This window comes from Bdellovibrio bacteriovorus, assembly GCF_001592755.1.
Classification (GTDB): Bacteria; Bdellovibrionota; Bdellovibrionia; order Bdellovibrionales; family Bdellovibrionaceae; genus Bdellovibrio; species Bdellovibrio bacteriovorus_E.
In genome coordinates this window covers 121,435-145,721 of the sequence record NZ_LUKF01000002.1, presented here as the reverse complement: position 1 = coordinate 145,721, position 24,287 = coordinate 121,435, and the positions used below count along the sequence as shown (strand labels likewise).

Below are 24,287 nucleotides of genomic sequence, written 5' to 3'. Positions count from 1 at the left end.
TTTTTTACTATGTCGTCATCGTAGTAAATTTTTTCGACACTACTACTGTTCGTTTTCACAACTGTTTCCTTTCGTTGTCATCATTCAAAATTCGGTGCGCCGGAGTTTCTAAATCGTCAAACTGTCCTTTGGAAGTCGCCCAAAGGAAAGCGACGACGAAACCGATTCCTAACAAGAGCGCCATGGGAATCATGATCGTGATAATATTCATCGGAACCCCCATAGCGACGACAAGATGAGTGCTGCGGAACTGACCGGCATCAAGATCGCAGCCATCATGGGATTGATAAAACCACAAAGAGCAAGGACTCCACCGGCCACGTTATAGACGATGGAAATGCTTAAGTTGCGCACCAAAACTCCGCGAGTTTGGTGTGCCAGATTGAAAAGATCTAAAACGGGAGTCAGTCCCCCGCGAGTGAGATAGATATCTGCGCTATGAAGACTCAGGTCCACGCTGCCTTTAACGGCAATACCGACATCGGCTTCTTTCAGGCATAACGAATCATTGGCACCGTCGCCAATCATGCAGGTGTCAGAGTATTTATCGAGAATTTGTTTTTTATCTTCTGGGAAGAGTTCACCATAAGCGTTCTCTTTCGCGATACCGCAAACTTCGGCGACTTTCAGAGTGCGGCTTTTACGATCACCAGAAACCAAGAAGCACTCTTTGCCTTCCAGTTTTAGTTGCGTGATAGACTCTTTGGCGTCGTCTCTTAGTGTATCACTGAAGTAAAGACGCGAAATGCTGCGACCATTTTTAATGACTTCAATACCTATTTCCAATTCGTGCATGCTTTCGGCTAAGTGGCGCACTTCGTAAAAGTCGCCATCGACGTATCCGCGCACTCCGCGACCTAAGATTTCTTCGGCCTGCACGGCTGTGCAAAGGATTTTCGTCTCAGACCAAGCTTCGCGAAGAGCGAAGGCCACCGGATGATAGGAGGCCGCTTCCAGGCTTAAAATAATTTTCTTTAGCTCGGGATCGACGACGCTGGGTTCGGTGTAAGAAAGACGCAGTTGGCCTTCGGTCAGGGTGCCGGTTTTATCAAAGAAGATGTTTTTAACCGTAAGAATTTTTTCAAGGCTCTTGGCATCTTTAATAAGAAGACCCTGACGTTGCCCCTTTTTTAAGGCCAAACCGAAAGCAAGGGGTGAACCAAAGGCTAAGGCACATGGACAAGCAAGGACGATCAAAGCCAAGGCTCGATTGAACGCCTCTGTTGGATCAACGGCATAATAAAGAGCAAAGAAAAGAATCGCGATGCCAAAGACGGAGATAATCAGTTTTTGCGCCAAACGATCTGTCAGAGCGACGAAAGGACTTTTTACGGACGAGCCATGCTCAAGCTTGGCAAAAAGTTTTCCTAATTTACTGTTCGCAAAAGAGTCCAAAACTTTGACACGAATTTCGTGTTCCAGGGGACGAGTGCCCGCAAGCAAGGTCATGTGTTGAGAAAATACTTTCGGCAAAGACTCTCCATTAAGAAGAGACATGTCGACGGTGGCTTGCACCGAAAGCAGCTCACAGTCCGCGGGAATATTCTGTCCTTTTTGGATCAAAAGAATTTGATCTTTTTGAATATGATCCCAAGGGAGACTTCTTTCCTGTTCATCCTGCACGCAGATGTAACGTTCATTTTTAAAGAAAGTTTTTAAGTGCGAGGAAGAAAGATGGTTTTGTTGAACGCGTTTCAACAGGTATCGGGCAGAAAGAATGAAGAAAAGAAAGCTTGCGGTGCTATCGTAATAGATATGCCCTTCGCCACGGATCAGACTGTAAGTCGACAATATAAATCCTGACAACATCGCAATGACGATAGGAAGGTCTACGTTGATGACTTTGTATTTTAAAGTATTCCAAGCTCCCCGATAAAAGGGAATCGCACTGTAAAATAAGATCGGTAAGAACAATAAAAAACTCAGCCAATTAAAAACTTGCGCCCAAGTTCCGGCAAGTCCTGCATACACGGGAATTACAAAAAGCATCGTGTTCCCAGCGCAGAAACCGGCGACCGCGATGCGCTTTAAAAACGCGCGATTTTCAGCTTTAAATTTTTCGGCGACGTGGTCTTGCGCTGAAAGCAGTGACGGAGTGTAACCTAGCTCTTTAATGACGTACGCCACTTGAGCCAGCGACCCCTGATCCTTTATTTTGATCGCGACTGTGGATTGTGCAAAATTCACCCGAGCATTGACGACATCGGGATAAAACTCGGGAAGTTTTTCAAGCAAGTGGACGCAGGACGAGCAGTGCAAACCTTCGGCATAAAATAAATAATCGAATTCATTCTGATCGCCATGGCGATAGATATCTTTGAAGTCTTTTTGGTCGAGATAAGAGTAAGGATTGGATGAATTTTTTACTAAAGGAAATGCGCCGACTTGAGTATCTAATACTTCACATGCGCGACAGCAATAAGGTCCCACTTCTGTAGGTGTCGCGCAGTATTTGCATTGAATCAGTGTCGTCAGAGACATTTCAGTCATCTCCTCTGACCTTACTTTGCGGAAAATCACAGTATAAAAACATGATTCCCATCATAAACGACAAAAATTTGAGAATGGGAAAGAGGTGAAATTGTGTTTAAATCATGACAATTGTTTCAATTTGGGAGCAGGGTGGATAAAAGTGCATCAATTGGTTGCGCCACAAACGCGCTCGTGATTTATTGGGGACATGACAGCAAATCCCATCTCTATTCAAAAGACGAAGAATCCAAAAAACCGTCCTTCTGCCGATTCATTGGGCTTTGGTCGCTACTTCACCGATCACATGTTCCTGGCTTCTTATTCCACGCAAAAAGGCTGGCACAATCTGCGCATCACGCCTTATGAACCGATTCCGTTAGATCCAGGCGCGAGTGTTTTGCACTATGGTCAGGCGTTGTTTGAAGGAATGAAGGCTTTTTCGCATCAAGATGGAAGCTGTGTTTTATTCCGACCAGAGTTTAACTGGGCTCGCATGGCTGAGGGAGCAGAACGTCTTTGTATGATTGCTCCGCCTAAAGAAGTTTTCATCGAGGGTATCAAAGAACTTATTAAGGTCGATCGTGATTGGATTCCTTCCGAAAAAGGTTGCTCGCTTTATATTCGTCCGACATTGATTGGCAGCGAATCCTTTTTAGGAGTTCGTCCGGCGGAAGAATATTTGTTCTTCACAATTCTTTCTCCAGTTGCCTCTTACTATGGAGAAGGCACTAAAGCGGTGAAGATTTGGGTCGAAGAAGAATATCTTCGTGCCGCTCCGGGCGGCTTGGGGGCAACGAAGGCAGCGGCGAACTATGCGGGAAGTCTTAAAGCCGCTTTGCAGGCGAAGAAAAATTCTTACTCTCAAGTGTTATGGTTGGACGTGAATCGTCAGTACATTGAAGAAGTGGGAACGATGAATGTCTTCTTCGTATTTGAAAATGAAATCGTCACACCTTCTTTGGAAGGAACAATCTTAGGTGGTGGCACAAGAAATTCTATCATCACGCTTTTGAAGTCTAAGAATAAACCGGTTGTCGAACGTCGTGTGAAGCTTCAAGAAGTCCGTGATGCTGCAGCCAACGGCACGCTTAAAGAAATTTTTGGGACCGGCACTGCCGCCGTGATCAGCCCTGTGGGCGAACTCGCAGCCAAAGATTGGAAGATCTCCGTGAATAATGGTGAGATGGGGCCTGTTGCCGCCAGTTTGTACGAAGAGCTGACGGGCATTCAAAACGGCACCGTCAAAGACACATTCAACTGGCTTTATAAAATCTAATAGGGGAAGCGGAACTAATTCAGTTCCGCTTTTTCGCGAAGCTTATCGCGGGAAAGGATACGAATCCCGCGACCCGCTGACTGATCAATCAAACCTTCTCTTTCAAAAGTAGCTAAAGTACGAATCACAGTTTCAGGAGTCGTGCCTGCCCATTGGGCGATTTCTCTTCTTGTCCAATTCTGATGAGAGAAGTGTTCTTGTAAGAACAACAGCGCTTCGGCAATACGCTCGGAAGCATCTTTGTCCATCTGGCCCATCCACTTTTCTTCAGCCATGCGCAAATCTTTTGAGATGTGCGAAAGAAGTTTCATCGCCAAATCTGGATAGGACTTAAAAATATTCATCACATCGGCTTTGGGAATAAAGCAAAGCTCGCAGTCTTCAACCGCAACGGCGGAAGCGTGATAGGGCTCGCCAGCAAATAAAGATCTATATCCCAGAGTGCCACCCGGTCCGACTAAACGAAGTGTGTGAGCCGCGCCAGAAGGGGAGGTGACTTCCAACTTCACCAACCCATTTTGGATGGTGAAAATACCTAAAGAGTCGTTTCCTGAATAGAAGATCACTTGACCGGCTTTGAAGCGACAAGTGACACGGGCTTTTTCAACCATCTGCTGCACGTCCGGGGACGCACACATCAGAGAATCTGCTTTCATTTCGCAGGTTCTGCAGGTTTCGGTTGTAGGTTGTGGAGGGCAATCTTTTTTCAACGACATCTCAGTTAAGTATACTAACAAAGATTTGCCGTTTCGTCATGGAAGTTTGTCGATAAAGCTTGGTGCAGCAGTTCTCCATCTTCGCGACCTTTGTACTGAGCCGTATTAAGCCGTTGCGCAGCGATTAGCTGCTGTTCGGAGAAGTTCCAAGGTGCGAGGATATCTTTGAAAAAATGAGTAAAACTGTCTTCGACAGCAGGCGGAAGTGAGTCTGCCATCTCCAAATGCAACTGGCGCTTGTAGAAGCCTAGAAGAATAGCTTTTAAGGTTTTCAACAAGTGCAAAGGTACAGAGTTCATGTCTGACATCAAATAATGAAATTCTCTTCGAAAGGAATCATCTTTCTCTAACATTTGTTGGATGGAAGAAAATGAGGCGATCACACGCAAGCGCTTGCAAAATTCAATTTGTGCTCGTGCCTTTTCTGGATCTGCAAAAAAGTGATCTGCGTGAATCAAATCGTGCACGATAAAACCCAAGACGTCTCGTCCTTCTTCGACGAAGTTCAAGATCTGCTCTTTTTCAATCAACATGCTGATGCAGCGACGTCCCTGGGCCTGCATGGCCAAAACCTCTTCTGGCAAAGGCAGAGTCACTAGGAGTTCTAGGGGATAAACCTGATCTCGCCAGCGAATGATCGACTTTGGTACGGCTAGCGGGATCGAGCGCCAACTTAATGAACAAAACTGATCAACGAAGAAATTTGTATTTTCAAAACGTCGCAAGGACTTGGCGTCTTTCAACTCTGTCGGAAGTACTCGGCGAAGGATTTCTAAAAAAGTTTCGCTGCGCAAAGAGCTTTCAGCGGAAGGTGATAGAGGAAATTCATTGTGAACCCCACCTAAAAAATCTTTCGGTCGTCGCAAAAATGCGAAAATAAAAATGTACACCGCGACGATCTCAACATCACTCAGACGTTTTTGCTGCCATAGGGAAAGAAAAGGCTGCAAACACTCAGAAGCCACGGGACCTTGAGTTTTTAAAAATGTGTCGTCAAGAAGGCGATGACGAAAACGACCGGCGCGTAACATAATGACTTTTGTAAGCCCAGCCTTAACAGAAGTCTAACAAATTACTCGTTGCCAAGCGCGATAAGGGCTTTTCTAATGAAAAAGACAGCGAATCTCTAAGGATTGGAGACTCCATGAAAACATTGTTTCTGATAATGTTGTTGCTGGCGGGCGGAACAGCCCACGCTCAGTATTATTTGGTTCAAGAGTCCGTAAAATCTCCGCCGAAAAAAGCCCTTTTAAATCCTCTTCATATCGCCGAAGAATTTCTTGAAGACACCACCGAATTAAATGCACTGACCAACTCTGTTTTATCTCTTCTCAACTTTTCGTATTCTAAAGACAAATACGCGGATTATAAAGAACGCTATAATCGCGCTAAGCATTTCGGAGCGTGGCTGCGCGATCATCGCGACGGCACTTGCTATAACACGCGCGCAAAAGTTTTAATTCGCGATTCTTCCGTGGAAGTGTCTTTCGCTTCTAACGGGTGCACGGTGACTGACGGACACTGGGCGGATCCCTATAGCAACCGGGACTACCGGCGTGCTGCGGATATTCAAATTGATCATTTTGTTCCGTTGAAAAATGCCTACATTAGCGGTGCTTACAAATGGAATTGGCAAAGACGTTGTCTTTATGCGAACTACATGGGGAATGAGTTTCACTTGCTCCCTGTCTATGGTCCGGAAAACTCTTCAAAGAGTGATAAGACGCCTGAGGGATATATGCCTCCCAATCGCAGCTATCAATGCCAATACTTAGCGCAGTGGTTGAAAGTTAAACTGATCTGGTCGTTAGGACTTTCTGTTTCTGAAAAAGAAGCCGTCGAAGAACTTGCACAGACTCATCACTGCACGACGGCGGAGCTCAGTTATTCCGAAGCAGACCTTGCGGCTCAGCGCCGTTATATCGCAAATAACATGACTCTGTGCCAATAGGTGCCGGACTTTCGCCCTCAAATCTGACAATGTGGAAACAATAAGGAAACCGGCGTTTTTTCAAGGAAAAGCGCTAAAATAAGCCGTTTAATCTGCCGATAAAGTCAGCATGAAACACATTCTCTTAACTTTGATTTTTGTATTGGGGTCTGTGGCTCATGCCCAGCAGGCCTGTTCTTCGAAGACATCGTCAACGCAAGACTTGAAAGAGCTTTGCGATGTGCTCAATAAAAACAACAAATCCCATTGCGATGTGAAGGTGAAAGCTGAAAAGCAAGCCTTGCCTGCGATTAGTTATGGAATTTTGTCGGCCAGCTCTAAAATGAAGGGCTTGTTTTCGCAACTCGAAGGTCTGCAAAAAGAATTTCTGAAACAGTCAGGCGGATGTCCCGGCGGATGTTCACGCATCAGTGCTCCTGTGGTGGAAGTTTCTACGAAACCCACAGGCGTAGTTCCGCATGAGTCTTGCCCCCAACAGTACACGGCAATTCAGCTTTCTCCGGCAGAAGGAAAAAAGTTCGGTGTCGCAGCCAGTGGAAAAGCCATTAGAAAAGCTTTTGCAAATACGGCGGATGCCACCACGTTTGCGCAAGAAACCCTGATGAGTGATAACAGTTTGGGTGAATACATGGAGCAGAAGTATTGCCAATCTCCATGCTCCTACTCTTCAACAATCCGTTTAAAAAGCCAAGAGTCAAAGCAAGTTGATTTAGAATTGATCGTGATGTGTGGACCTCCGAAAAAAGAGCGTGACTGGACAACCCAAGCCTCTTTAACGAAGAGCTACCGCTGTGAGGTGCAATAATGAAATATCTCCTTATTATTTCTTTTCTTATGGCGACCGGAACTGTTCACGCAGGTGTGTGTAAGGACTCTGACAATGGAGTTCAGCCCTTGGTTGCAGGTAAAGTAGTTTATTCTTTAGGTGATGAGAATTGTTTGGGAGATTCTTGTTACACACAAATGATCAAAGAACATGACCGCTGTTTAGATGGACAGAAAGTTTTAGAATTTTCCTGTCAAAACGGACAGCCTTTGGAAAAAGAAATCACCTGCGCCGGTGATCATGTCTGTCATAGTGGCGCGTGCGTCAAAAAATAAGTGGCTCAACGCAAAATCGACAGGTTTAAAACCGGTTCTGTTTGGAGCTTGGGCCAATCTTGTTTAGCATTGTACTCATGCAGTACACAACAATTGAACTTCTTGGAACTATCTTCTTTGGCCTAGCTGTTATTCATACTTTCATGGTGGGAAAAATAATTCAGTGGTCGCACCATTTCCCTAAACACTCTGCTTGGAACAGCATTCTACATCTATTAGGTGAAATCGAAGCCGTCTTTGCTATTTGGGCGGGCTTGTTCATGGCGGTTTATATAGGCCTGGAAGGCTGGGGAGAGGCGATTAAGTATCAAACCTCTTTGAACTTCGTGGAGCCTTTCTTTATTTTTGCAATCATGGTGGTCTGTTCAACGAGACCAATTCTGGCGGCGGCTCGACATGGGATTTTATTTTTGAGCTCCCTTGTGCAGAAGATATTTAAAACGCCAGCGATTCATACGGATCTATTTATCGTTTTGGTCGTGGGTTCGTTGAGTGGCAGTTTCATTACGGAGCCTGCGGCAATGACGGTGACGGCATTTATGCTGAATTCAATGTTGCAAAAAGAATCCAGTAAACTCATTTATGCCTTGATCGCGGTTCTTTTCGTGAATGTTTCTATTGGAGGCGCGCTGACGCCGTTTGCAGCCCCTCCGATTCTTATGGTGGCGAGCAAGTGGAACTGGGATTTCACTTTTGTTCTTACCCACTTTGGATGGAAGAGTGCTATCGCTGTGACACTGAATGCTCTCTTGCTGGTCGCCGTTTTTAGAAAAGAATTTTCACAAAACTGTATCACTCTTCGTGAAGTCGAAACCCGTTTGTCTGGCGCCCAAGCTCCTATTCCAGCCGGAGTCACACTAGTGCATCTTCTTTTTTTGGGGGGGATTGTAATCACCGGCCACTATCAGAATGCGTTTTTAGGAATCTTTCTTTTATTCTTGGGGGTGGCGAGTGTGACCCAACGCTATCAAGATGCGCTTCGCCTGAAGGAAAGTCTTTTGGTTTCCCTTTTCTTAGGTGGAATCATTCAGTTTGGGGCGTTTCAGAAGTGGTGGTTGGCGCCGCTTCTGGGGGGAATGAGTGATTTGCTGTTGTTCAAAGGAGCGGTGGGTTTGACCGCAATTACGGACAATGCCGCTTTGACGTATTTGGGATCGCAAGTCGAAGGCTTGAGTGACTCCAGCAAATACGCACTCGTGGCAGGTGCCATTGCGGGCGGTGGGCTTACGATTATTGCCAACGCTCCCAATGCGGCGGGGTACTCTATTCTAAGTCATAAATTTCCGGGTGGAATTAAGCCTTTGAATCTTTTGATCGCGGCTTTGATTCCGACCGCAATAGCCATTTTCTGTTTATGGGTCCTGTAGGGAAATAATAAACGATGCATTTTACAGAAGTCCTCATTAAAATTTCTTGATGGAATTTGAGGACTCAGTATTTTTTGAAATTTCCAGTGACATGGTGGCTGTCGTGGGAATGGACTGGGTTCCCGTAAAACTGAATTCTGTTTGGACAAAAGAGCTGGGTTGGAGCAACGAAGAAATCATTCAGCTGAGTTTCAAAAATCTGATTCATCCTGATGACTACAAACATACTCTAGAGCAAATCGGAGTGCCTTACGATGGCCAGGTCACGCGCGATGTTCGCAATCGTTATCGCTGTAAAAATGGCTCGTACAAATATCTTTGTTGGAATTATCGCATTGATCTAAAAAATCGGCTGATCTACGCCGTGGTCAAAGATATCACTCAGCAGAAGGTCTATGATGAGATCTACAAACAAGCGAACAAGGTCGCAAAGTTGGGCAGCTGGAGTGTGGATGTCGTGGAAGAAAAAGTCCATTTTTCTCAAGAATTGTGCGACCTCTTTGAAATCAATCCCAAAGATATCTCCGAAGTGGAAGATGCGATGAGCCTTCTGCCGCCCGAAGCACGCGCTTTGATTGAAGAAAAATATCAGAACTTAAGAGAGCGTGGAGAAGAGTACGACATAGAGACGGTCTTAGCGACCAGCAAAGGGCGGATTTTCCCCGCACGTGTGATGGGAGCCGCTCTTAAAGAAAACAACGTTGTCATTACGGCCTTTGGAATTGTGCAGGATATTTCCAAGGTAAAAGAGACGGAAAATATTCTTCGCTATCAACAGGAGCTTCTGAATGGCTTGTTGGATTCTTCTCCTTCCATCATTTACGTGAAAGATTTAGAAGGAAAATATATTTTAGCCAGTCGTCAGTTTGAAGTTCTTATGGGAAAAAGTAAGGATGAGCTCTTAGGTAAAACTGATTTTGAACTTTTCGCTGAAAGAGATGCCCTGAGGCACGTACGCAATGATCACCAAATCATCCGCAATAAAAAGGCAGTGCAAACCGAAGACGCCATTCTGTTACCTGATGGCAGTGAAAAACAGTACATCTCAGATAAATTTCCTCTTTTAGATGCCCAAGGAAATGTGATCGCTATGGCTGGGGTGTCGACGGATATCACCGAACTTCATCGTTATCAGACGGAACTTCTGAAAGCGAAAGAAGAAGCCGTGCAGGGGACAAAAGCCAAATCTGAATTTCTGGCGAATATGAGTCATGAGATTCGCACGCCCATGAATTCTATTATGGGTATGGCAGAGGTTCTTTTAGAAAGTCCGCTCGATGCAGATCAAAGAAGCTATGTCACTATTCTAAGTCGCGCTTCGGAAAGCCTTTTAGGCATTATCAATGACATCTTGGACTTCTCAAAAATTGAGTCGGGTCAGATGATTCTCGAAAAGGCGCCATTTCCTTTGCGCGAAACCGTCACAAAAAGCATGGAACTTCTTATGATCAAAGCTCAGGAAAAAAAGTTGGAAATGCGGGTGGATATAGATCGTGACGTCCCCGACACGGTTGTTGGAGATGCCAAGCGTTTACAGCAAGTCCTGCTCAACTTGGTGGGAAATGGCCTTAAATTCACGGACCAAGGCAGCGTACTGTTAAGTATATCCCTTCGTCAGGCCGCGCATCCAGAGCTGGAGTTCACAATTCAAGATACGGGTATAGGTATTTCCGAAGATAAGTTAGCCACGCTTTTCACGCGTTTCTATCAAGGGGACTCGTCAATAACTCGCCGCTTCGGGGGCACCGGGCTGGGGTTGAGTATTAGCAAAGAGCTGGTGGAAAAAATGGGCGGCCGGATTTCAGTAGAAAGCAGGCCGGGCCAGGGTTCTCGCTTTGTCTTTACCATTCCTTTAAATCCTGTGACTCAATAAAAATTTATTTTTTTAGGGGCTAGACAAAGCGCGGTCGTTTGTTTAACCTGGATTTATCTCACGCAAAACTTAAGGGGAGGTCACTATGATTCTATCTAAAATCATTTCAATGATGTGCCTTTCCCTTATTCAAAAATAAAGATCCCGACGTCAACCCAACGTAAAGATCTGATTCTCTGACAATTTAATATTTCATTTTGCTCATTGATGAGCAGATACGGATTTGCATGAACTTCTTTAGACGTATGCTCTTTTACCAGGTTAGTCCCTTGGTGAAGCTAGCGAAGACGAAAAATATTGATGAGGGCGATTTACTTCCATTGCCCGCTCATCTTCACCCGGAAACCTTGCCGGTTTCCCTAGAGCCGCTGCAGTGGACAACGCCGAAAGCGTTTTTATTTTCATTGATTCGCACTCTTAAAAAATTTTTGGCGCCGGGGTATTCCTGGTACTTGGCAAGCTCCATCTTGGCGCTTTTGTCGCCGGTTTTTGTGAATCGTTTTGTCGGTTTGATTTCAAAAGGCGTCACCCAAGAAACTTTGCTGGAGGCCTTGGTCTATGGACTGCTTTTAGGTCTTTGTGGCTTTTTGTCGGGCCTTTTTCTGCAGCACTATTTTTATAATACGCTTCAGTGTTACCAGGTGACCACGAACATTTTGAACCAGAAGATCTTCAGTCACAGCTTAAAGCTCAGTCAAAGTGCCCGACAAAAAAGTCAGGTCGGCGACATTGTCAACCACATGAGTTCGGATAGTGACTCTGTTTCTGATTTCCCACAGATCATGGGCGATTTGGTCTCGTCACTTTTCTTGATCACGGGCGTTGTCGCGATGCTCTTTTACTATATCGGTTGGTCGGCCTTCGCGGCCTTGGCCGTGCTCTTCACTTTGGCGCCTTTGACAAATTACGTGGCAAAAAAGTTCACCCATTTAGATGAAGAGATGATGAAGCATCGCGATCATCGTGTGACGCTGATGACGCAAGCCTTGAACGCCATCCGCGTGGTGAAGTATTTCGCGTGGGAAAAAAGTGTTTCTAAAGAAGTGACCGAAGTGCGAGAAAAAGAGCTTCTGAGCCGTCGCCGCTTGGCGCGCGCGGAAGTGATTTCTTCTTTGGGATATTTAGGTGTCTCGACGCTGGTTCTTTTTGTGGCATTAGCCGTTCACGCTTGGCGTGGACAGGTCTTAGATGCGGCGATTATTTTTACCTGTATTTCTTTGTTCGGTCTTTTGGAAGGACCGTTTGGCGATCTTTCGCGCTTGATCTCACGCTACACAACAGCGGTGGTAGGAGCGGGTCGTATTCTTAACTTTTTAAAACAAGAAGAAGTAGAAATCACCACGAAAGAAAACGCGCTGGTAGGTCAGCCGATGGGACTTGAAATTCAAGGGCTGTCTTTAACTTATCCGGGGGCGCAAGAAGAAGTTCTAAAAAATATCGACCTTGTGGTTCCGGCGGGAAGTTCCGTGGCCATCGTGGGACCGGTCGGCGCAGGTAAAAGCAGTTTGCTTTCAGCGCTGTTAGGAGAAGTGGCGCCGACCAAGGGTAAAATTGAATTTTCAAAAGTCTTAGACGATGAGCGTCCGCGCATGGCCTTTGTGCCGCAAGAGGCTTACATCATCAACACGACTTTGCTAGAAAATCTTTCCTTTGGTGAAGATGTTTCCAAAGAAGAATTGCGCCGTGCTTTACACAATAGCTGTTTAAGCCGTGATTTGAAGGAATGGTCAGGGGGCCTGCGCACAGAGATTGGTGAAAAGGGCGTGAATTTGTCTGGTGGCCAAAAACAGCGTGTGGCCTTAGCTCGCGCTTATTTGCGCAAACCACAGATCGTGTTATTGGATGATCCTTTATCTGCGGTGGATGCGGATACCGAAAATCTTCTTTGTGAACGTTTATTATTTGGTGCGTGGAAAGATGTCACTCGCGTCGTTGCCACTCATCGCTTAGAACATTTACCAAAATTTGATCAAGTTCTTTATCTTGAAGACGGTGTAGCTCGCGGTTTGGGAAGTTTTGAAGAACTTCTTAAAGTCTGCCAGCCTTTTGCGGAGTTCTATAAAGAGCACGGTAAAACTCAAGGGGATCACGGATCAACCACCGTCACTGCAGAAACCTCAACCGAGGTCGTCACCGCGACGGAAGAAACGGACGAAAAGAAAAACCGTGTGACCGAAGATGAAGAGCGTGAAGTCGGGGCGGTCAAGGGATCTGTGTACTGGGATTACATCAGTTCCTTGGGCGGCGATGGAAAATATACGAAGCCACTTATTTTAAGTGTGCTTTTATTTGGCGCGATCGGTGTCACACTTTTACCGCTTTTGCAAAAGGCCTGGCTTTCTTATTATTCCAGCCATCAAAATCAGTGGGCCGCTTTGTCGGCCGTCGGGATTTACGGATTGATTGGTCTTGCGGTGCTAGTGGGATCTTTATTGAATCACTTGATCTGGCTTGAGCGCGGAATTCGTGCCGGTAAAAACATGCACGATAAAATGCTTCGCAGTGTTTTAAATTCTCCAGTGCGTTTTTTCGACTCGACACCAGTAGGAAGAATCATCCAAAGATTTTCTCGCGACATCGAGTCGGTGGACGTGTATCTGCAGTGGAGTTTTGATTCCGCCGTTCACTGTGCTTTACAGGTGATCGTGTCTATCGTGTTGATCTTGGGTTTGATGCCTTTGATGATTTTCGTTATTGGCCCGGTGATGGCGCTTTACTATGTTTTACAGCGCGATTATCGCCGACCGGCCCGCGAAGTGAAACGCTTTGATAGCGTGGCAAGATCCCCCCGTTACGCTCACTTTAAGGAAACTCTGCAAGGTTTGACGGTGATTCGTGGCTTTAATAAGTCACCTTGGTTTATGCGAAACTTCTATGACAAGCTCGCCTACAGTCAAAGAATGTTTTATTCGCACTTCATGATCAATCGTTGGTTCTCATCGCGCATTCCCTTGATCGGCGGACTGATTTCGATGTCGACGGCGGTGGGCGTTACTTTATCCGCCTACTATGGAGTGATGGAAGCCGGGACGGCGGGTCTAGTGACTCTTTATTCGTTGTCCTTCTGGGGATTCTTGAATTGGGGCGTTCGTATCTTTGCGGATATAGAATCCCGCATGACTTCAATTGAGCGCTTGAAGTTTTTCTCAAACCTTCCGGCGGAAAAAGACATCCTGGTGACAGGGGAGGAAACTCTTCGTCTTTCCTGGCCGGAAAAAGGAGAGATCTCGGTAGAAAATTTGAAAGTGCGCTATGCACCTCATTTACCTCTAGTTCTAAAGGGCATCACTTTCCATGTCGAGGCAGGCACGCGAGTCGGTATCATCGGGCGCACTGGTTCCGGGAAGAGTACTTTCTTCCAATCTCTTTTCCGTTTTATTGAAGCCGAAGAGGGCCGGATCAAAATTGATGGTGTCGAGATTGCGTCAGTACCGCTAGAAAAACTTCGCCGTAATTTAGCGATCATTCCCCAGGATCCTACTTTGTTCTTAGGAACAATTCGTAACAACCTGGATCGTTATAATGAGTACTCGGACGAAGAGGTGGTGACGGCCTTAAAGCATGCTTCGATGTGGGAACATGTCAAAGAGCTGCCGCAGGGAATTCATTCCGCTGTCAGTGAAGGAGGCTTGAACCTGAGCCAAGGACAAAGACAGCTTCTTTGTCTGGCCCGCGCTCTTTTAACAAAAGCGCGTGTCATCGTGATGGATGAAGCCACCGCGAGTGTGGATGTACAAACGGATGCGATTCTTCAAAAAGTCATCCGTCAGTCCTTCGCGGGTGTGACAATGCTGATTATTGCGCACCGTCTGGGGACGATTTCAGACTGTGATCAGATCGTTGAGATTTCCGCAGGCGAGGTCAAATCCGTACGACGCCCTTCTGAGTTTTCAAAAGAAGAGATCGAAGAAAGTCTGGTGTAAGACGGAAAAGGCGGATGTAAAAATCCGCCTTTGTTTTTTGTCGAAGTCCTTGGCAGCCATTTCAGGATGGATTCTGATGAAGTGTTGTGAAGGAGGCCTTTATGGCAACAAAAGTACTTACATTAGTCGGCGGAATCAGCAAAGATTCGTTAAATAAAAAACTCTTTAAAGCCGTCAAAGAGATGGCACCGGCAGATATTCAGATCGAGACTTTTGATATCGCCACCTTGCCCTTCTTCAGCCAGGATTTAGAAAACGACCCGCCAGAAGTGGCCAAGCAATTCAAAAATAAAATCAAAGAGGCTGACGCCGCTCTTTTTATCACCCCAGAGTACAATCGCAGTTTTCCGGGTGTTTTAAAAAACGCCATTGATTGGGGATCTCGTCCTTATGGACAGAATTTGTGGGAGAAAAAGCCCGCGGCGGTCATGGGGGCGTCCATCGGGAATATTGGAACATTCGGCGCTCAACATCACTTGCGCCAAGTGCTGGCTTACTTGAACATGCCGACGATGGGGCAGCCTGAATTTTATTTTAATGCCTCAAAGGCTTTCGATGACAAAGGGACTTTGATAGATCCAAAGAGCAAAGAGCTGATTCAAGGATTTTGGAAGAGTTTTGCGAAAGAGTGTGAAGAATTAAAGAAATAAAAAAAGGGGAACCGCGAGGTTCCCTTTTTAATTAGAAAGCTATGTGCTTGCTAATTCCATAAAGGAATTAGTGACCAGCAGGAGCAGCTTCTTTAGTTTCAGCTTTAGCTTCAACTTTTTTAGCGTGTTTTTTCTTAGCTGGAGCTTTAGTTTCTGCAGCAGGTGCAGTCGCAGCAGCTGGAGCAGCAGCAGTTGTAGTTTCAGTTTTAGCAGGTTCGTTAGCTTGAGCAACAACACCAGCAAATACAACAGTCATCAAAACAGAAGCGATTTTCATAGTAACCTCCATTGGTTCTTTAGTTAGCTTCAATCGGACAGGAGTCATGCTAGCAAAGAGGGTTAAAGCCCTGATTAAAACGGAATTAAATGTTTTTAATTTCAAAAGTGAAGCGCGCCCCGTGTTCCGAATGATTTTGCGCACTTAACTTGGCGTTATGAAGAATCGCTATTTTTTGTGCGATGGCTAAACCCAGACCAAAGCCTTTAACACGGGTCTCCATATTTGCTCCGCGCGAGAAGCGCTCAAAGATATACGGTAATTGATCTTCAGGAATTCCCGGACCGTTATCTTCCACCACAAACTGAGTCGTATCCTGCTTCCAATTCAGAGTCATCGTGACCACTTCGTTGTTCGGCGAATACTTGATCGCATTTTCAATGATATTAATCACAAGGTTCTGAAGAAGATCATTATCTCCGCGAACCATTTTGCGATCATCTGCCGTCTCATTATTGATGTTGAGTTTGAGTTTAATATTTTTAGAGTTCGCCAGTTTCTCACAACGAGGCAGAACTTCAAAGATCATCTCATCAAAGGCCAAGTCTTGAAAGTTCAAAGCCCCAGTGCCTGCATCGACGCGTGCAAGTAGAAGCATCTCTTGCACGATGCCAGATAGATTGTCGACCTCTTGCAAAGCGCTTTTAATAAATTGGTCCACATCGCGCTTTTCTGATTTTTGCAAAAGCTCCAGTTCACCACGCATAATCGTTAAGGGTGTTAACAACTGATGAGACGCATCCGCTACGAAGCGCTCCTGACTTAAGAACGCCTGCTGGATACGTCCCAACATCTCATTCAGAGTCAGCGCCAGTTTGCGAATTTCATCATTCGCATTAGGGATCGGAACTCGCTGAGAAAGTTCGCTGGCTTTAATCTCTTTTGCGGTATTGATGATATTGTTCACAGGATTGAGGGCTCTAGCTGAAAGAAACATTCCGCCCAGGGTTGCAATCAAAAGTACGAATGGAATCCCTACCTGCAACAAGGTCAGACGCTGTGAGATCTGTGTTTCCATTAACGTCATGGGAACAGCAATTTGTAAAAGCAACTGAGGTTTTGCAGCGTTATCTAAAGGAAAAGAGATCAAACGGTAAGAGTCCGCTTCGGCCGAAGGAATATTTCGAATGTGTTCGATAGTACGGTAGGTGGCTTCATCACCAGCCCAGATGCGCTCAAAATCTTTTTTATAAGGCGGATTGAACTCACCAAAATTTCCTACACGGGCCAAAACCGCACCTGAACTGTGGCGCACTTGAATCAAGGCTGTTCCCAAGGGGAACGGAAGAATTTTACCGTGATCCAGACGCAGGGGAGGAAAGCTAAGGTCGCCCTTGACGCCAATTTCAATCCCTTCGGAAACGTCGACGGAATAGTTGAAGAGGGCGTCGTCGAAATCCTGTTGAAGGGTGTCGATCATCATTTTGAACAGGAACATATTAAAAAAAATCGTTGTCGCTCCGAAAATCAGAACGAAGATCAACGACAAGCGCAGACGAATGCTGAAGCTAGAAAGAAATTTATAGATTTTCTTTAAGAACATAACCCGTGCCGACCACAGTGTGAATCAAGCGCTTCGCGAAAGGAGCGTCAATTTTTTTACGCAAAAGATTGATGTAAACGTCAATCACGTTGCTTTCGGAATCAAAGTGGATGTCCCACACGTGCTCCGCAATTGAAACACGTCCCAAAGGACGTTCCGGGTTGCGCATAAAGTATTCTAAAAGAGCGAACTCTTTCGTGGTTAAAGAAATTTCCTGACCAGAGCGACGAGCTTTTCTTTGAATCAAATCCAACTCTAAGTCCGCATATTTCAGAGTGTTGGAATGACTTCCATTCGTCGCACTTCCTTTACGACGAAGAAGCGCACGCACACGGGCATGAAGTTCATCAAAAGAGTAAGGCTTCGTCAAATAATCGTCGGCCCCCGCATCCAAACCATTCACTTTGTCTTTCGTCGTTGAAAGAGCCGTCAGCATCAGGATCGGTCCCTCGTAACCATCGCGACGAATGTGGCGAGCAGTATCAATACCACTTTGATCCGGAAGCATCACATCTAAGATCACTAGATCGTAATCACCTTGAGCCATGTAAGACTCGGCCGCCGAACCACTTTCTGCCAGATCGACCGCGTAACCCACTTCAGCGAGACCTTTTTTTAGAAAGTTCGCCATTTTGACTTGATCTTCAACGACGAGAATCCGCATTTTGCATCGGTCCTTTCTGGTCCCTTTTCTCTTTCATAAAATAGAAATCCAAAATACCCATCAAGGATTTGTATTTTAAAGACAGGGCTTTTTTAGATTCCGTCATTTCGCCGGGAACTAATTTTTCGTACTTACCTTGCCAATCGAAAGCATGGTCCTCTGCCGCGTGTCCCGCTGCTAAAACCCCGCCCGTGCGATTGACGATAAGGTTTGAAGCATTGACGGCAAAGTCGCCTTCTTTGTTGAAAAGATCACGGCCCAAAGAGTAATATTCTTTATCGGAAAGTGCTAAGTTATAAAGTGTCGGGGCGATGTCAGCTTGGGATCCAAAAGCTTCCGGATCTAGTTTTTTGCGAATGGCCGCCGGAACGTAAAGATAAAATGGCACTGAGCCTTTTTGCAGAAGTTCTTGTTCAGAAAAATTCACAATCCAAAAAGTGTGGTCACCGGTGATAGCCACAATCACTTTGTCTTTCAAAGGAGAATTTTTAAGACGGGTTAAAAATTCTCCCAATTTATCTGAAGAATAGCGATAAGTTTTAAAACGCTTTTCGGCTAAAGAGGTGTCGCCGATCAAGCGCGAGGTCAGCTCTGCAGGGGCTTTCAAGTCAGGAACTTTATAAGCGTGCGGCAGTTGATACGGCGGATGATTTGTGGTTGTCATCGTCAACAAGAACTGCGGTTCTTTGGCTTCACTTAAAGTTTTAAAAACGTATTCAAAGACGTCTTCGTCATAAACGCCCCAGTCGTGACGGTCTTTCAAACCACCAAGAACTTCGCTCATTTCAAATTCACCTTCAACGGTGTCAAAGCCTTGAACAACGGCGAACTTATTCACTTCTCGCCAGCCAGGGTTCCCCCCATATAAGAAACGAGCTTTGTAACCTGACTCTTTAAAGACGCGAGCCGGGCTGGTGCGGAAGGGGACTTGCAAGTAATCACTTTCAGAGAGGAACTCGCTGATAGGTCGTTGTGCAGAACCAATCATCAAACAACTCAAGCTTCCAATGGTGGCATTGGTGCTTGAAAGAAAGTTCGTCAGATAAGTGTCTTCCTGCATGTGGGATTTGAATTTTCCCAAAAGATCAAATTCCGGCTGATCATATTTAAACCAGTAAGCTCCCATCGACTCCATCGTTAAGAGCAACACATGCGGCTTTGTTTTTTCCGCCCATTCACTTTGAGGTGTTCGGCGCTTCATCAATTCCAGGGGATCTTCAGGAACTTGTTCCGGCGTCAGAGAGTAAAAATCAGCAAAGGCCTGACGGTAGTTTTCGCCATAGCCGTAGTGTCGAAGATTGCTGTCCCACTGAGATGTCTGTTGGGCCTTCAGTTCGATGGCGCGGGTGAAAGCCCGAGTGCCATTGAAGCTTAAGTGATTCACAAAAATGGATTTGGAAATGCCAGTGTCCATTTCGCTTAAAGGGAAAAGGCCTAAAGAGCCGCGCGCGCCAATACCGTTTAAAAGAAAAACGACAAAAAAGAAAAGTATGAAGACGGGATAAGAAACGCGCTCGACCTTTAAAGGAATCCACTCGCGCCCTTGAGTGAAGTTGATCTTAAGGCCCTTCCACAAAGAGTAAGTGAAAAAGAAAAAGCCTAAAGCAATCCACACCATCGGGTAATTACGCCAAATAGTTTTAATCAAGGCAATGGTGTCATCAGTGATAAAGCCAAAGATCAAAACATTGATGCGATCTTGATAGAAGCTGTAGAAACCAAAATCCACCGCTGAAACGAAAGTCACGATAAAGAGCATGACCGTGTAATACGGAATTAAAAACCGTGTGAAGTGTGAAAACAGATGGTGCAAGGGTTTTGTAAGAAATCTCGTGAACGCCAGCAGGCTTGCCAAGAAAAGAATCAGCAGGGGAATCGCGTTTACATAAAAGAGGATCGTGCTATCGAAGCGCGCACCTAAGACAAAAGCGCGAACAACATCGCCTTTAACTTGCGAGACCTCGTTCATGTTGCCATAAACGAAGAAAAAACCTACACGCCACAGAAAACCAATAAAAAGAAAGACCGCATTCAAAATCAGAATGCGTTTAAGATACAGCCAGGATTGTTTTAGCCATTGCGCCCGAGATTTTTCCATGTTGAGGACATGAAAATCGCACTTCCCAGGCGCTTACGCAACATGATTCAGAAGCTTATTCTGGTGGTTTACCAAAGTCCCATTTTTGATTGGGATCGTCAGGGATTTTAAAGTCGGAAGTGGCTTCAACCTTCTTCAACTCTACTTTTTTAATGTTTTTATCTTTATCTGCGGTTACGGCAACGGCTGGGCCTTTGGGCTTTTTACTTTTTTCGAGATCTTTAATCATTTTGCCATAGTGCTCCACAGAGCGGGAAAGGAAGTAAGCTCCCTTGGCTTTTTCTCCCTCAAAGAAAACGTCCACGCCGTCACTTTCTTCGCGAACGACTTTGACCTTGGCGGTAAAACTTCTCGATTCATTGGATTTTTCAGGTTCTTCTTCGGCTTCAAAGTATTTCGTGGAATTCATGCCACTTTGAGCATGTGCATCACCCACGAGAAAGAGTGTCAGGATGAGACTTAGCATGTTGCCTCCTATCCCAATATAATGCACGGCCTTTTGTTGCCATGCAATAGGCCTTATAGTAGGGTTGGGCCTTGTAACGAGGAGACCTTATGAATTTAGGTTGGACTGAGATTTTATTGATCGGTGGTATCGCACTTCTTTTGTTCGGGCCAAGCAAACTTCCCGGTTTGGGACGTTCTTTGGGTGAGTCTATCCGTGGCTTCAAAAAGGCTTTGAACGAAGATCCTAACGAGCGCGAGGCCAATCCGCAAATTTCTCAAAACAAAGAAAAGCCTCTGAATCAAACTGAAGAGCAAAAAGACACTCACAAGCAATCATGAGTTCTGAAAAAATCGCACTGACGCAAACTGTGCAAAAGGGAGGTTGTGCCGCGAAAGTGGCCGCCTCGGAACTTCGTCGTATTTTAAATAACGTGAAGTTTCCCACGGCTCATCCGGCCTTGATGGTTGATGGCGGACTTTTTGACGATGCGGCGATTTACAAAGTCACAGACGAGATTGCCCTTGTTCAGACTCTGGATTTTTTCACTCCCATCGTAGATACGCCGAAACTTTTTGGTGAAATCGCTGCGGCCAATGCTCTTAGCGACGTCTATGCCATGGGCGGACATCCTAAAACCGCTATGGGAATCTTGGCTTTCCCTTTAGCAACTCTTCCTGAATCTGTGATTGTCGACGTTATGCAAGGGGCTAGCGATAAAATCGCCGAAGCCAGTGCAAACTTCGTTGGCGGTCATTCGATTGACGATGACACTTTAAAATTTGGTCTTTCTGTCACCGGATTTGTGCATCCAGAAGAAGTTTGGACCAACGCCAAAGCGCAAGTCGGAGATCATCTGATCCTAACAAAGCCGTTAGGCACGGGAACTTTGACAGCCTCATTAAAGCGCCGCGAATCTTCGGAAGAAGATATCATGGAAGCTTTGCATAGCATGGCGACCATTAACAATGCCGTCGACTATTTGACTCCACTGACAAAACCTTATGTGCATGCGGCAACAGACATCACGGGGTTCGGTCTTTCGGGGCATTCAATGCAAATGGCGAATGCAAGTCAGGTCACTTTGAGAATCTCTTTGGATAAGGTTCCTAAATTTTCTAAAGCGCTTCATTTCTTAGAAAAAGGCTTTTTAACCAAAGCCCATCGCTCGAACGCCCAATACACAGAAGCCTTGATCGACACGACAAAACTCGACGATCTTCATAAGCTTTTAATCCACGATCCACAAACCAGTGGCGGCCTTCTTTTAAGTGTTTCTCGCGAAACCAGTCGCGACACCGTCCAGGCCTTGCGAGCGAAGTTTAAATCTGCTGAAATCATTGGAGAGGTTTTGCCTCGCCAAGATAAAGCGGTGATTTTTGAGTAACGAACGAATTCCTATCGAGCAGTATAAAAGCTTATTTTTATCGGGAGCGCCCTTGATTGATGTGCGAGCCCCGGTGGAGTTTGCTCAAGGTCATCTGCCCCATGCCGTCAACATTCCTATCTTAAATGATGAAGAGCGCGCCCTTATTGGCACGACTTACAAGCATGAAGGACAAGAGGCCGCCATCGCCCTCGGATACAAAATCGTTTCTGGAGACGTGAAGGCGGACCGTGTTCAACGCTGGAAAGACTTCGTGCAAACTCATCCGGGAAGCGTTGTTTATTGTTTTCGCGGTGGGAAGCGTTCACAAATCACTCAAGCCTGGCTTGCCGAAGCGGGTATTTCAGTTCCGATCATTGCCGGCGGTTACAAGAAAGCACGGCAGTTTTTTTCTGACCAGTTGAATAAGTTCTGCAGTCAGCGTGAACTCTTAGTGGTTTCTGGTCCCACGGGGAGTGGCAAGACGGAGCTCTTAAAAGAGGTGAGTGGGTTTTACCCCACGATGGATTTGGAACTTTTGGCGCGCCATCGCGGTTCGGCCTTTGGATCTTTACCTGTTCACCAGCCCACGCAGATAGATTTTGAAATCGCTTTGGCCTTAGAGTGTTTAAAGATTGAGGACAAAACTCCTTTAAGCATTCGCCCTTTGGTGGAAGATGAAAGTCGCCTTATCGGTCGCATTTGTCAGCCGAAGCCTTTCTTTGAACGCCTGCGAAGTTCCGAAGTCCTTTGGTTGGAAGAAGCTTTCGAAACCCGTGTCGAAAATATCTTTACGGACTATGTTCTTAACACCGATATCGGTGAAGGTTCATCGCCCCAATTTCGCTGCGCTGAAGAAGAAGAGATCCTTCGAGGACAAGCGCTTAAACTTTTTGCAAAATACCGCGAGTCCGTGTTGTCAATTCGCAGAAAGCTGGGTGGTTTAAGAAGCCAGGAGATCTTGGCAGATCTGCAAACGGCTGAGTCTCAGTTTCTGGCTCACGGTGATATCCAGTCGAACAAAGTATGGATCGAAAAGCTTTTGAGCTACTACTATGATCCCCTCTATCTGTCCTCCTTAGAGCGGCGACAGGTCCGCGTGCTTTTCAAAGGGCCTCGTCACGAGGTCGTCTCCTTCCTAAAAAGCCTTCCGCAGTAGCGGATATTTGCCTTTTTCTGGGTGCGTTATCTGTTTGAAACGGCAAGATTTCATCGCAAGATAAACCGTTGCCAATTTTAACAACCCTTATGAGGAGACAACATGAATAAGTTAGTACTTGGCGGTCTCGTTGTAGCTGCTATGGCATTTACAACTGCTTGCCAAAAGAAAGTTAAGCTCGACACTGATATGAAAAAAGCGAGCTATGCTATCGGTCAACAAATCGGTGGTAACTTGAAACAACAAAACATTGATTTCGATGCTGACGCTTTGGCGCAAGCTTTGAAAGATGCATCTGCGGGTAAAAATGAAATGTCTAAAGAAGACATGCAAGCCGCTATGATGAAACTTCAAGAAATGGCGATGAAGAAGCAACAAGAAGCTGCTGAAGGCAATGCTAAAGCAGGTAAAGATTTCTTGGAAAAAAACAAATCAGCAGCGGGCGTGAAAACAACAGCTTCTGGTCTTCAGTACATCACTGAAAAAGAAGGCACTGGCGCTTCTCCTAAAAAAGAAGACGTAGTAAAAGTTCACTACAAAGGGACTTTGACTAACGGTGAGCAATTCGATTCTTCTTACGACCGTGGTCAACCTGCTGAATTCCCAGTAGGCGGCGTGATCCCAGGTTGGACAGAAGCTCTTCAACTGATGAAAGTCGGCGGTAAAGCTAAACTTTTCATCCCACCTGAATTGGCTTACGGTCCTTCGGGTCGTCCAGGCATCCCACCAAATTCAGTTCTAGTTTTCGACGTTGAGTTGATCGACATCGTTAAGCAAGATACTAAAAAGAAAAAATAATGATCGATTTATCGATTGATCCTTTTCAGCATTTTGATCGCCTCCTGAAAGAGGCGATCGCAAAGCAAGTTCCTGAGGCCAATGCTATGTCCGTTGCCACAGTGGATGAAAAGGGTGTGCCCTCCGTTCGCATCGTCTATCTTAAAGAGGTGTCGAAGGGGGGCTTTGTTTTTTATGGCAACTACCTGAGCCATAAAGGAAAAGACATCGAGGCAAATCCCTATGTTTGCCTGAATTTCCACTGGCCCGTTTTGTGGCATCAAATTCGTATCACAGGTAAAGCTGAAAAGATCTCTGCAGAAGAAAGCGATGCTTACTTCGCAACTCGTGCGCGCTTAAGTCAGATCGGTGCATGGGCTTCGCATCAAAGTGAAGTCATTCCAGACCGTGATTGGCTCGCTCGTCGTGTGGCTGAATACGAAAAGCAATTCGACGGACAAGTCGTTCCACGTCCCCCGCACTGGGGCGGTTGGAGAGTCATCCCCACTGAAATTGAATTCTGGTTTGGTCTTAGTGGACGCCTTCACGAGCGCTTTATCTATCAAAAGACCGATTCCGGTTGGAAGACATTTCAGCGCAGTCCTTGAGCCTTCCGCTCCGCTAATTTC

At 45.8% G+C, this 24,287-nt stretch carries 22 protein-coding genes; 13 read left to right on the top strand and 9 right to left on the bottom strand.

Translation table 11 applies throughout. The features are described 5' to 3' along the window. Nucleotides 1-55: 55 nt before the first annotated feature. Together ccoS and AZI85_RS03485 are read right to left on the bottom strand one after the other, a co-directional pair. A complete protein-coding gene (gene ccoS, locus AZI85_RS03490) occupies nt 56-211 on the bottom strand; it encodes a cbb3-type cytochrome oxidase assembly protein CcoS (protein ID WP_063242775.1) in 156 nt (51 codons plus the stop codon). Continuing rightward, on the bottom strand, nt 208-2,481 hold the full coding sequence (locus AZI85_RS03485; RefSeq protein WP_081110897.1) for a heavy metal translocating P-type ATPase: 2,274 nt from the start codon (nt 2,479-2,481) through the stop codon (nt 208-210). The genes ccoS and AZI85_RS03485 overlap by 4 nt, the downstream gene beginning before the upstream one ends. Before the next feature lie 199 nt (nt 2,482-2,680). Here AZI85_RS03485 and AZI85_RS03480 point away from each other — a divergent pair, with 199 nt between their 5' ends. Beyond that, complete coding sequence (locus tag AZI85_RS03480) at nt 2,681-3,748, top strand: branched-chain amino acid aminotransferase (RefSeq protein WP_063242774.1); 1,068 nt, start codon at nt 2,681-2,683, stop codon at nt 3,746-3,748. A 14-nt stretch (nt 3,749-3,762) separates the two neighbouring features. On the opposite strand, the gene AZI85_RS03475 is transcribed toward AZI85_RS03480, so the two are convergent. After that, nucleotides 3,763-4,404, bottom strand: a complete 642-nt coding sequence (locus tag AZI85_RS03475; protein ID WP_253720819.1) for a Crp/Fnr family transcriptional regulator — start codon at nt 4,402-4,404, stop codon at nt 3,763-3,765. A gap of 74 nt (nt 4,405-4,478) precedes the next feature. Next, entirely contained in the window at nt 4,479-5,495 is a 1,017-nt protein-coding gene (locus tag AZI85_RS03470; protein ID WP_063242772.1) for a hypothetical protein, read from the bottom strand. A gap of 113 nt (nt 5,496-5,608) precedes the next feature. Here AZI85_RS03470 and AZI85_RS03465 point away from each other — a divergent pair, with 113 nt between their 5' ends. The 7 genes from AZI85_RS03465 to AZI85_RS03435 all read left to right on the top strand — a co-directional run bounded on the left by AZI85_RS03465 (nt 5,609) and on the right by AZI85_RS03435 (nt 15,329). Then, entirely contained in the window at nt 5,609-6,415 is an 807-nt protein-coding gene (locus AZI85_RS03465) for an HNH endonuclease family protein (protein ID WP_063242771.1), read from the top strand. A 109-nt stretch (nt 6,416-6,524) separates the two neighbouring features. Continuing rightward, a complete protein-coding gene (locus tag AZI85_RS03460; protein ID WP_063242770.1) occupies nt 6,525-7,220 on the top strand; it encodes a hypothetical protein in 696 nt (231 codons plus the stop codon). After that, complete coding sequence (locus AZI85_RS03455) at nt 7,220-7,516, top strand: hypothetical protein (RefSeq protein ID WP_063242769.1); 297 nt, start codon at nt 7,220-7,222, stop codon at nt 7,514-7,516. Before AZI85_RS03460 ends, AZI85_RS03455 begins: the two co-directional genes overlap by 1 nt. Before the next feature lie 77 nt (nt 7,517-7,593). After that, a complete protein-coding gene (locus tag AZI85_RS03450; RefSeq protein WP_063242768.1) occupies nt 7,594-8,883 on the top strand; it encodes a putative Na+/H+ antiporter in 1,290 nt (429 codons plus the stop codon). Between the two features lie 49 nt (nt 8,884-8,932). After that, entirely contained in the window at nt 8,933-10,756 is a 1,824-nt protein-coding gene (locus AZI85_RS03445; protein WP_063242767.1) for a PAS domain S-box protein, read from the top strand. Between the two features lie 227 nt (nt 10,757-10,983). Further along, the gene (locus tag AZI85_RS03440; protein WP_063242766.1) at nt 10,984-14,679 is read left to right on the top strand and encodes an ABC transporter transmembrane domain-containing protein; all 3,696 of its coding nucleotides are present in this window, start codon (nt 10,984-10,986) and stop codon (nt 14,677-14,679) included. A gap of 101 nt (nt 14,680-14,780) precedes the next feature. Beyond that, entirely contained in the window at nt 14,781-15,329 is a 549-nt protein-coding gene (locus tag AZI85_RS03435) for an NADPH-dependent FMN reductase (protein WP_063242765.1), read from the top strand. Nucleotides 15,330-15,396: 67 nt separating this feature from the next. On the opposite strand, the gene AZI85_RS03430 is transcribed toward AZI85_RS03435, so the two are convergent. The 5 genes from AZI85_RS03430 to AZI85_RS03410 form a co-directional block, all read right to left on the bottom strand. Further along, nucleotides 15,397-15,606, bottom strand: coding sequence for a hypothetical protein (locus tag AZI85_RS03430; protein WP_063204515.1), 210 nt, complete (start codon nt 15,604-15,606; stop codon nt 15,397-15,399). Nucleotides 15,607-15,691: 85 nt separating this feature from the next. Further along, nucleotides 15,692-17,149 carry a sensor histidine kinase gene (locus AZI85_RS03425; RefSeq protein ID WP_063242764.1) on the bottom strand — a complete coding sequence of 486 codons (1,458 nt, stop codon included), beginning with the start codon at nt 17,147-17,149 and terminating at the stop codon, nt 15,692-15,694. Then, the gene (locus AZI85_RS03420; protein ID WP_063204513.1) at nt 17,127-17,813 is read right to left on the bottom strand and encodes a response regulator transcription factor; all 687 of its coding nucleotides are present in this window, start codon (nt 17,811-17,813) and stop codon (nt 17,127-17,129) included. Before AZI85_RS03420 ends, AZI85_RS03425 begins: the two co-directional genes overlap by 23 nt. Then, the gene (locus tag AZI85_RS03415) at nt 17,794-19,911 is read right to left on the bottom strand and encodes an LTA synthase family protein (RefSeq protein WP_063242763.1); all 2,118 of its coding nucleotides are present in this window, start codon (nt 19,909-19,911) and stop codon (nt 17,794-17,796) included. The genes AZI85_RS03420 and AZI85_RS03415 overlap by 20 nt, the downstream gene beginning before the upstream one ends. Nucleotides 19,912-19,966: 55 nt before the next feature. After that, complete coding sequence (locus tag AZI85_RS03410; protein WP_063242762.1) at nt 19,967-20,377, bottom strand: hypothetical protein; 411 nt, start codon at nt 20,375-20,377, stop codon at nt 19,967-19,969. A gap of 89 nt (nt 20,378-20,466) precedes the next feature. On the opposite strand from AZI85_RS03410, the gene AZI85_RS03405 reads away from it, so the two are divergent. The 5 genes from AZI85_RS03405 (at nt 20,467) to pdxH (ending at nt 24,266) form a co-directional block, all read left to right on the top strand. Continuing rightward, on the top strand, nt 20,467-20,697 hold the full coding sequence (locus tag AZI85_RS03405; protein ID WP_063242761.1) for a twin-arginine translocase TatA/TatE family subunit: 231 nt from the start codon (nt 20,467-20,469) through the stop codon (nt 20,695-20,697). Then, nucleotides 20,694-21,743: a selenide, water dikinase SelD gene (gene selD / locus AZI85_RS03400; protein WP_063242760.1), complete on the top strand. Its 1,050-nt coding sequence runs from the start codon at nt 20,694-20,696 to the stop codon at nt 21,741-21,743. The genes AZI85_RS03405 and selD overlap by 4 nt, the downstream gene beginning before the upstream one ends. Next, entirely contained in the window at nt 21,736-22,881 is a 1,146-nt protein-coding gene (gene mnmH, locus AZI85_RS03395; RefSeq protein WP_063242759.1) for a tRNA 2-selenouridine(34) synthase MnmH, read from the top strand. Before selD ends, mnmH begins: the two co-directional genes overlap by 8 nt. A 102-nt stretch (nt 22,882-22,983) precedes the next feature. Continuing rightward, nucleotides 22,984-23,679 (top strand): FKBP-type peptidyl-prolyl cis-trans isomerase, encoded by a 696-nt coding sequence (locus tag AZI85_RS03390; RefSeq protein WP_041873119.1) that lies wholly within the window; start codon nt 22,984-22,986, stop codon nt 23,677-23,679. Further along, entirely contained in the window at nt 23,679-24,266 is a 588-nt protein-coding gene (gene pdxH, locus AZI85_RS03385) for a pyridoxamine 5'-phosphate oxidase (RefSeq protein ID WP_063242758.1), read from the top strand. Before AZI85_RS03390 ends, pdxH begins: the two co-directional genes overlap by 1 nt. Nucleotides 24,267-24,287: the final 21 nt, after the last annotated feature.

Excerpts from the sequence above, each read along its gene's own strand:
- ccoS (WP_063242775.1), bottom strand. The coding sequence starts at position 211 with ATGAATATTATCACGATCATGATTCCCATGGCGCTCTTGTTAGGAATC.
- AZI85_RS03485 (WP_081110897.1), bottom strand. The coding sequence starts at position 2,481 with ATGTCTCTGACGACACTGATTCAATGCAAATACTGCGCGACACCTACA.
- AZI85_RS03480 (WP_063242774.1), top strand. The coding sequence starts at position 2,681 with ATGACAGCAAATCCCATCTCTATTCAAAAGACGAAGAATCCAAAAAAC.
- AZI85_RS03475 (WP_253720819.1), bottom strand. The coding sequence starts at position 4,404 with ATGAAAGCAGATTCTCTGATGTGTGCGTCCCCGGACGTGCAGCAGATG.
- AZI85_RS03470 (WP_063242772.1), bottom strand. The coding sequence starts at position 5,495 with ATGTTACGCGCCGGTCGTTTTCGTCATCGCCTTCTTGACGACACATTT.
- AZI85_RS03465 (WP_063242771.1), top strand. The coding sequence starts at position 5,609 with ATGAAAACATTGTTTCTGATAATGTTGTTGCTGGCGGGCGGAACAGCC.
- AZI85_RS03460 (WP_063242770.1), top strand. The coding sequence starts at position 6,525 with ATGAAACACATTCTCTTAACTTTGATTTTTGTATTGGGGTCTGTGGCT.
- AZI85_RS03455 (WP_063242769.1), top strand. The coding sequence starts at position 7,220 with ATGAAATATCTCCTTATTATTTCTTTTCTTATGGCGACCGGAACTGTT.
- AZI85_RS03450 (WP_063242768.1), top strand. The coding sequence starts at position 7,594 with ATGCAGTACACAACAATTGAACTTCTTGGAACTATCTTCTTTGGCCTA.
- AZI85_RS03445 (WP_063242767.1), top strand. The coding sequence starts at position 8,933 with ATGGAATTTGAGGACTCAGTATTTTTTGAAATTTCCAGTGACATGGTG.
- AZI85_RS03440 (WP_063242766.1), top strand. The coding sequence starts at position 10,984 with ATGAACTTCTTTAGACGTATGCTCTTTTACCAGGTTAGTCCCTTGGTG.
- AZI85_RS03435 (WP_063242765.1), top strand. The coding sequence starts at position 14,781 with ATGGCAACAAAAGTACTTACATTAGTCGGCGGAATCAGCAAAGATTCG.
- AZI85_RS03430 (WP_063204515.1), bottom strand. The coding sequence starts at position 15,606 with ATGAAAATCGCTTCTGTTTTGATGACTGTTGTATTTGCTGGTGTTGTT.
- AZI85_RS03425 (WP_063242764.1), bottom strand. The coding sequence starts at position 17,149 with ATGTTCTTAAAGAAAATCTATAAATTTCTTTCTAGCTTCAGCATTCGT.
- AZI85_RS03420 (WP_063204513.1), bottom strand. The coding sequence starts at position 17,813 with ATGCGGATTCTCGTCGTTGAAGATCAAGTCAAAATGGCGAACTTTCTA.
- AZI85_RS03415 (WP_063242763.1), bottom strand. The coding sequence starts at position 19,911 with ATGGAAAAATCTCGGGCGCAATGGCTAAAACAATCCTGGCTGTATCTT.
- AZI85_RS03410 (WP_063242762.1), bottom strand. The coding sequence starts at position 20,377 with ATGCTAAGTCTCATCCTGACACTCTTTCTCGTGGGTGATGCACATGCT.
- AZI85_RS03405 (WP_063242761.1), top strand. The coding sequence starts at position 20,467 with ATGAATTTAGGTTGGACTGAGATTTTATTGATCGGTGGTATCGCACTT.
- selD (WP_063242760.1), top strand. The coding sequence starts at position 20,694 with ATGAGTTCTGAAAAAATCGCACTGACGCAAACTGTGCAAAAGGGAGGT.
- AZI85_RS03390 (WP_041873119.1), top strand. The coding sequence starts at position 22,984 with ATGAATAAGTTAGTACTTGGCGGTCTCGTTGTAGCTGCTATGGCATTT.
- pdxH (WP_063242758.1), top strand. The coding sequence starts at position 23,679 with ATGATCGATTTATCGATTGATCCTTTTCAGCATTTTGATCGCCTCCTG.